We start from the raw sequence: 5,850 nt of genomic DNA on the forward strand, positions 1-5,850 counted from the left end.
GCCGAGGCAGCGGCGTCGCGCGCGTCGGCGTCGGCCCGGTCGCGGACGACCGCGGCGCGGGCGACGGTCTCGCGGTCGACGAGCGCGCCGTCGAGCACGGTCGGGTAGCCGCGGTGGAAGGTCGCGACGACGCGGCCGGGCAGCGTCATCTCGAGGTAGGGCGAGTTGCCGCTCAGCCCGCCGAGGTCGTCGCGGCCGAAGACGCGCGAGGCGGTCGGATCGTAGAGCGTGATGTCGGCCGGGGATCCGCCCGCGAGCGCGTGCCCGTGCTCGGCGAGCCGGCCGATGCGCGCGGGGGCGTGCGACATGACCCGGGCGACGCCCTGCCAGTCGAGGAGGCCCGTGTCGACCATGGCGAGCTGCACCACGGACAGCGCCGACTCGAGGCCGACCATGCCGAACGCGGCCGCGTCCCACTCGCAGTCCTTCGCCTCGGTCGGGTGCGGCGCGTGGTCGGTCGCGACGACGTCGATCGTGCCGTCTGCGAGGGCCTGGCGGAGCGCCTCGACGTCCTCGCGGCGGCGCAGCGGCGGGTTCACCTTGTAGCGCGCGTCGTAGCCGGCGACCAGGTCCTCGGTGAGGAGCAGGTGGTGCGGCGTGACCTCGGCGGTGACGTCGACGCCGCGGGCCTTGGCCCAGCGGATCACGTCGACGGATCCGGCGGTGGAGACGTGGCAGACGTGGAGGCGGGATCCGACGTGCTCGGCCAGCAGCACGTCGCGCGCGATGATCGACTCCTCCGCGACCGCGGGCCAGCCCGTGATGCCGAGCTCGCCGGACAGCGCGCCCTCGTTCATGGTGGCGCCCTCGGTGAGGCGCGGGTCCTGCGCGTGCTGCGCGATGACGCCGTCGAACGCCTTCACGTACTCGAGCGCGCGTCGCATGAGGAGCGGGTCGGAGACGCACTTGCCGTCGTCGGAGAACACGCGGACGGCGGCACGGCTGGAGGCCATGGCGCCGATCTCCGCCATCGACTCCCCCGCGAGGCCGACCGAGACGGCGCCGATGGGCCGCACGGTCGCGTACCCGGCAGCGTCGCCGAGCGCCTTGACCTGCTCGACGACGCCCGCGGTGTCCTGCACGGGCATGGTGTTCGCCATCGCGAAGACCGCGGTGAAGCCGCCGAGTGCCGCCGCGCGGGATCCCGTGAGCACGGTCTCGCTCTGCTCGTAGCCGGGCTCGCGGAGGTGCACGTGCAGGTCGACGAGGCCGGGGAGCGCGACGAGGCCGTCGGCCTCGATGACGTGCGCGCCGTCGGGCGCGGCGAGGTCGGGGCCGATCTCCCGGATCAGCCCGTCGGCGACGAGGATGTCGGCGCGCTCGCCCGCGGGAAGCGTGGCGCCGCGGATCAGGTGGTTGTCGGTGGGGTTCATCGCGTTCTGGGTCATCGGTCGGCCTTCCCGTCGCCGGACAGCAGGAGGTAGAGGACGGCCATGCGCACCGAGACGCCGTTGGCGACCTGCTCGCGCACCGTGGACCTCTCCGAGTCGGCGGCGGCGGCGGATATCTCGAGCCCGCGGTTCATGGGCCCCGGGTGCATGACGATCGTATCGGGCCCGAGGAGCGCGAGGCGCGCGTCGTCCAGCCCCCAGATGCGCGCGTACTCGCGCGGGTTCGGGAAGAAGGCGGCGCGCATGCGCTCGGCCTGGATCCGGAGCATCATCACGGCGTCGGGCTTCCCCTCCACGAGCGCCGCGTCGAGGTCGTAGCGGACGGTGACGGGCCAGGATCCGACCCCCACCGGCACGAGCGTGGGCGGTGCGACGAGCGTGACCTCGGCGCCGAGCGTCGTGAGCAGCCACGCGTTCGACCGGGCGACGCGGGAGTGCAGCACGTCGCCGACGATGACGACGCGCGTGCCGTCGAGGCCCTTCCCGCGCGCGGCGGATCCGTGCAGCCGGCGGCGGATCGTGAACGCGTCGAGCAGCGCCTGCGTCGGGTGCTCGTGCGTGCCGTCGCCCGCGTTGACGATGCCGGCGTCGATCCAGCCGCTTCCGGCGAGCGTGTGCGGCGCGCCCGAGGACGGGTGCCGGACGACCACGCCGTCGGCGCCCATGGCCTGCAGGGTCTGCGCGGTGTCCTTGAGGCTCTCGCCCTTGGAGACGCTCGACCCCTTGGCGCTGAAGTTGATGACGTCCGCCGACAGGCGCTTGGCCGCCGCCTCGAAGGAGATGCGGGTGCGGGTCGAGTCCTCGAAGAAGAGGTTGACGACCGTGCGTCCGCGGAGCGCGGGGGTCTTCTTGATCTCGCGCGTGCCGACGTCGGCCATGTCCTCGGCGACGTCGAGGATGCGCACCGCCTCGTCCCGGGACAGGTCGCGCGTGGAGAGCAGGTGCCTCATCGGGCCACCCCCTCGCCCGCGACGGCGGACGCGGGCTCGTCGTCCGGGCCGGCGATGCTCACCGAGTCCTCGCCGTCGGTCTCGTCGAGCCGGACGAAGATCCTCTCGGCGAGGCTCGAGGGCAGGTTCTTGCCCACGAAGTCGGCGCGGATGGGGAGCTCGCGGTGGCCGCGGTCGACCAGCGCGGCGAGCCGCACGGCGGTCGGGCGGCCGAGGTCGCCTATGGCGTCGAGGGCGGCGCGCACGGTGCGGCCGGAGAAGAGCACGTCGTCGACGAGCACGACCGTGCGGCCGTCGACGCCGCCGGCGGGCAGCAGCGTGGGCGCGGGCGCGCGGGTGGGGTTCCGCTGCAGGTCGTCGCGGTACATCGTGACGTCGAGCGAGCCCACCAGGTCGGCGGGGGCCTCGGGCTCGAGGCGGGCGATGATCCGGCCGATGCGCTCGGCGAGGACGGTGCCGCGGGTCGGGATGCCGAGGAGCAGCAGGTCGTGGGGACCGCGGTTCGACTCGAGGATCTCGTGGGCGATGCGCGTGAGCGCACGGGTGATGTCAGAGGGCTGCAGCACGATGCGCTGAGGCAATCCGACCTCCTTCCCCGCCTCTCGGGACGGATGTTAAAGGTGGTCTGTTCCGGGAGCACTCTAGCGGGTGCCGCGGCCCCCCGCGTCGAGCACCGCGCGGATCCGCCCGAGCACGGCGGCGTCCTGCAGGCTCGTGGCGTCGCCGAGGGTGCGGCCCTCCACGAGGTCGGCGAGGAGACGCCGCATGATCTTGCCCGAGCGCGTCTTCGGCACGTCCGGCACCGCGACGATGCGGCGGGGCTTGGCGACCGGCCCGATCGCCCGGGCGACGTGGGCCGTGAGCACGGGCCCCAGTTCCGCGGCGAGCGCCGCCCAGCCTGCCGCGTCGTCGTCCGCGGGGCGGTCGTCGCCGCGCGGCACGACGAACGCGACCACGCGCTGGCCGGTGAGCTCGTCGGCGACGCCCGTGACGCCCGCCTCGCCGACGCGCGGGTGCGCGACGAGCGCCGACTCGATCTCGATGGTGGAAAGACGGTGCCCGGACACGTTGACGACCTCGTCGATGCGGCCCTGGAGCGACACGTCTCCGTCGGCGTCGCGGCGCGCGCCGTCGCCCGCGAGGAACCAGCCCCGGTCGGCGAAGCGCTCCCAGTAGGCGCTGCGGTACCTCCCCGGATCGCCCCACACCGTGCGGGCCATGCCGGGCCAGGGGCGCTGGATCACGAGCAGCCCGCCCTCCCCCGGCGCGACCTCCTCACCCGCGTCGTCGACGACCGCGACGCGGAAACCGGGCAGGGCGCGGCCGGCGCTCCCGGGCTTCAGGGTCGAGACGCCCGGCAGCGGCGCGATGACGGCGGCCCCCGTCTCGGACTGCCACCATGTGTCGACGACGGGCGCGGATCCCCCGCCGACCTCGCGGTGGAACCAGCGCCACGCGGCCGGGTTGATGGCCTCGCCGACCGATCCCAGCAGGCGGATGCTCGAGAGGTCGTGCCCAGTGAGCCCGTCGGGGAACCAGCTCATGAGCGAGCGGACGAGCGTGGGCGCCGTGTAGTACGTCGTGACCCCGTACCGCTCGATGATCTCGAGGTGCCGCCCGCGGTGGGGCGTGTCGGGCGTGCCCTCGTAGATCACCTGCGTGAGCCCGTTGGAGAGCGGCCCGTAGATCTCGTAGGTGTGGGCGGTGACCCACGCGAGGTCGGCCGTGCACCAGTGCACGTCGTCCGGCTTCGCGTCGAAGTGGGCCCAGTGCGCCCAGGACGCGTGCGTCAGGTACCCGCCCGAGGTGTGCACGAGGCCCTTGGGACGGCCCGTGGTGCCGGACGTGTAGATGATGAAGAGCGGGTGCTCGGCGTCGAAGGCCTCCGGTGCGTGCTCGGGCGAGGCGGATCCCACGGCGTCGTGCCACCACACGTCGCGGCCCGGGGTCCACGGCACGTCCTGCCCGGTGCGGCGGACGACCAGCACGTGCTCGATCGACGCCACGCCGGCGACGGCCTCGTCGGCCTGCGGCTTGGTGGCTACGGCGGTCCCGCGGCGGTTCTGCCCGTCGCTCGTGATGAGGAGCTTCGCGCCCGTGTCCTCCACCCGGAAGCGCAGCGCCTCCGCGGAGAAGCCGCCGAAGACGAGCGAGTGCACGGCGCCGATGCGGGCGACCGCGAGCGTCGCGACGATCGTCTCGACGAGCACGGGCAGGTAGATCACGACGCGATCGCCGGGTCCGATGCCGAGCGCGGTGAGGGCGTTGGCGGCGCGGGAGACCTCCTCGAGCAGGTCCCGGTAGGTGACCGTGCGGCGGTCGCCGGGCTCGCCCTCGAAGTGCAGCGCGACCTTCTCGGCCCTGCCCGCGGCGACGTGCCGGTCGACGCAGTTGGCGGCGACGTTGAGGCGGCCGCCCGCGAACCAGGTCGCGGCGGGGACCTGCGGGGTGCCGTCGTCGGCGACCGGCGGGGTCCACGTGTGGGCGGTCTCCCACGGCGTCTCCCAGTCGAGGCGGCGGGCGGCCTCCTCCCAGAACGCGACGGGATCCGCCTCGGCGCGCGCGAACGCCTCGGCCTGCACGTTGGCGGCGGCGGCGAGCGCGGCGGGCGGCGGGAACAGCGCCTGCTCGGCGTCGGATGCGGTCTCGGCCTGCTCGGTGCGCGGGGAGGTCATGCGCCGACGCTACGTGCGGCCAGCCCTCGATCCGGAACCGGGATGTCACGCGGCGACACGGAGCCGCCGCGCGTCAGCCCCAGCGGCGCACGAGCACGCGCTCGACGAGGCCCACGACCGCGTCCGTGACGGCGCCCAGCACGGCGAGCAGCACGATCGCGAGGAGCACCCGGTCCACGCGCCCGTTGGCCGACGACTCCGTGAGCAGGTAGCCGAGCCCCATGGACGCCGCGAGCAGCTCGGCGGCGACGAGGAACAGCCACGACTGCGCGAGCGCGAGCCGGAGCCCCGAGACGACGGCCGGCAGCACGGCGGGGAGCTGGACGGTGACGAGCAGCGGGATCCGCGTCAACCCGAACGCACGCCCCACCTCCACGAGGTGCGGGTCCACGTGCCGGAGCGCCCCCGCGACCGTCGTGTACACGGGGAACAGGGCGCCGATGGCCACGAGCGTGACCTTGGAGTCCTCGTTGATCCCCATCCAGAGCAGGAGCAGCGGCACCCACGCGAGCGACGGCACGGTGCGGAACGCGCCCGCGGTCGGCGCGAGGAGGAGTCTGCCGATGCGCGAGAGCCCCACCACCGCGCCCAGCACGAGGCCGACCGTGGCGCCGAGGGCGAAGCCGAGCAGCACGCGCTGGAGCGAGATGGCGACGTACTGCCCGAGGATCCCCTGCTCGGCGAGCTGGACCCCGGCGCGCACGACGTCGAGCGGCGCGGGCAGCAGGTGCGCCGGGACCGCGCCCGTCGCGGTGACCACGGCCCAGAGCCCCACGACCAGGAGCGGGACGACCAGGCCGAGGCCCGCGCGGGCGAGCGTGCCGCGGGCCGAGC

5 protein-coding genes are annotated in these 5,850 nt (G+C 74.4%); all 5 read right to left on the reverse strand.

Annotation, left to right across the window (positions count from 1 at the left end):
- Nucleotides 1-1,373, reverse strand: a 1,373-nt coding sequence (locus DZG00_RS11345) for a dihydroorotase (protein WP_375342500.1), incomplete at its 3' end; no start/stop codon positions are given.
- Between the two features lie 11 nt (nucleotides 1,374-1,384).
- Nucleotides 1,385-2,341 carry an aspartate carbamoyltransferase catalytic subunit gene (locus DZG00_RS11350; protein WP_116055584.1) on the reverse strand — a complete coding sequence of 319 codons (957 nt, stop codon included), beginning with the start codon at nucleotides 2,339-2,341 and terminating at the stop codon, nucleotides 1,385-1,387.
- The gene (gene pyrR / locus DZG00_RS11355) at nucleotides 2,338-2,922 is read right to left on the reverse strand and encodes a bifunctional pyr operon transcriptional regulator/uracil phosphoribosyltransferase PyrR (protein WP_119382344.1); all 585 of its coding nucleotides are present in this window, start codon (nucleotides 2,920-2,922) and stop codon (nucleotides 2,338-2,340) included. Before pyrR ends, DZG00_RS11350 begins: the two co-directional genes overlap by 4 nt.
- 60 nt (nucleotides 2,923-2,982) lie before the next feature.
- Nucleotides 2,983-5,016, reverse strand: coding sequence for an acetate--CoA ligase (acs, locus tag DZG00_RS11360; protein ID WP_119455635.1), 2,034 nt, complete (start codon nucleotides 5,014-5,016; stop codon nucleotides 2,983-2,985).
- A 73-nt stretch (nucleotides 5,017-5,089) separates the two neighbouring features.
- Nucleotides 5,090-5,850 (reverse strand): ABC transporter permease (locus DZG00_RS11365; protein WP_147359978.1); only part of this gene is annotated, 761 nt, incomplete at its 5' end.

Origin of the sequence: Clavibacter lycopersici (assembly GCF_003576405.1) — a bacterium.
Classification (GTDB): Bacteria; Actinomycetota; Actinomycetes; order Actinomycetales; family Microbacteriaceae; genus Clavibacter; species Clavibacter lycopersici.

What these genes read in the sequence shown, in the direction of transcription:
- DZG00_RS11350 (WP_116055584.1), bottom strand. Translation starts at nt 2,341, where the DNA reads ATGAGGCACCTGCTCTCCACGCGCGACCTGTCCCGGGACGAGGCGGTG.
- acs (WP_119455635.1), bottom strand. Translation starts at nt 5,016, where the DNA reads ATGACCTCCCCGCGCACCGAGCAGGCCGAGACCGCATCCGACGCCGAG.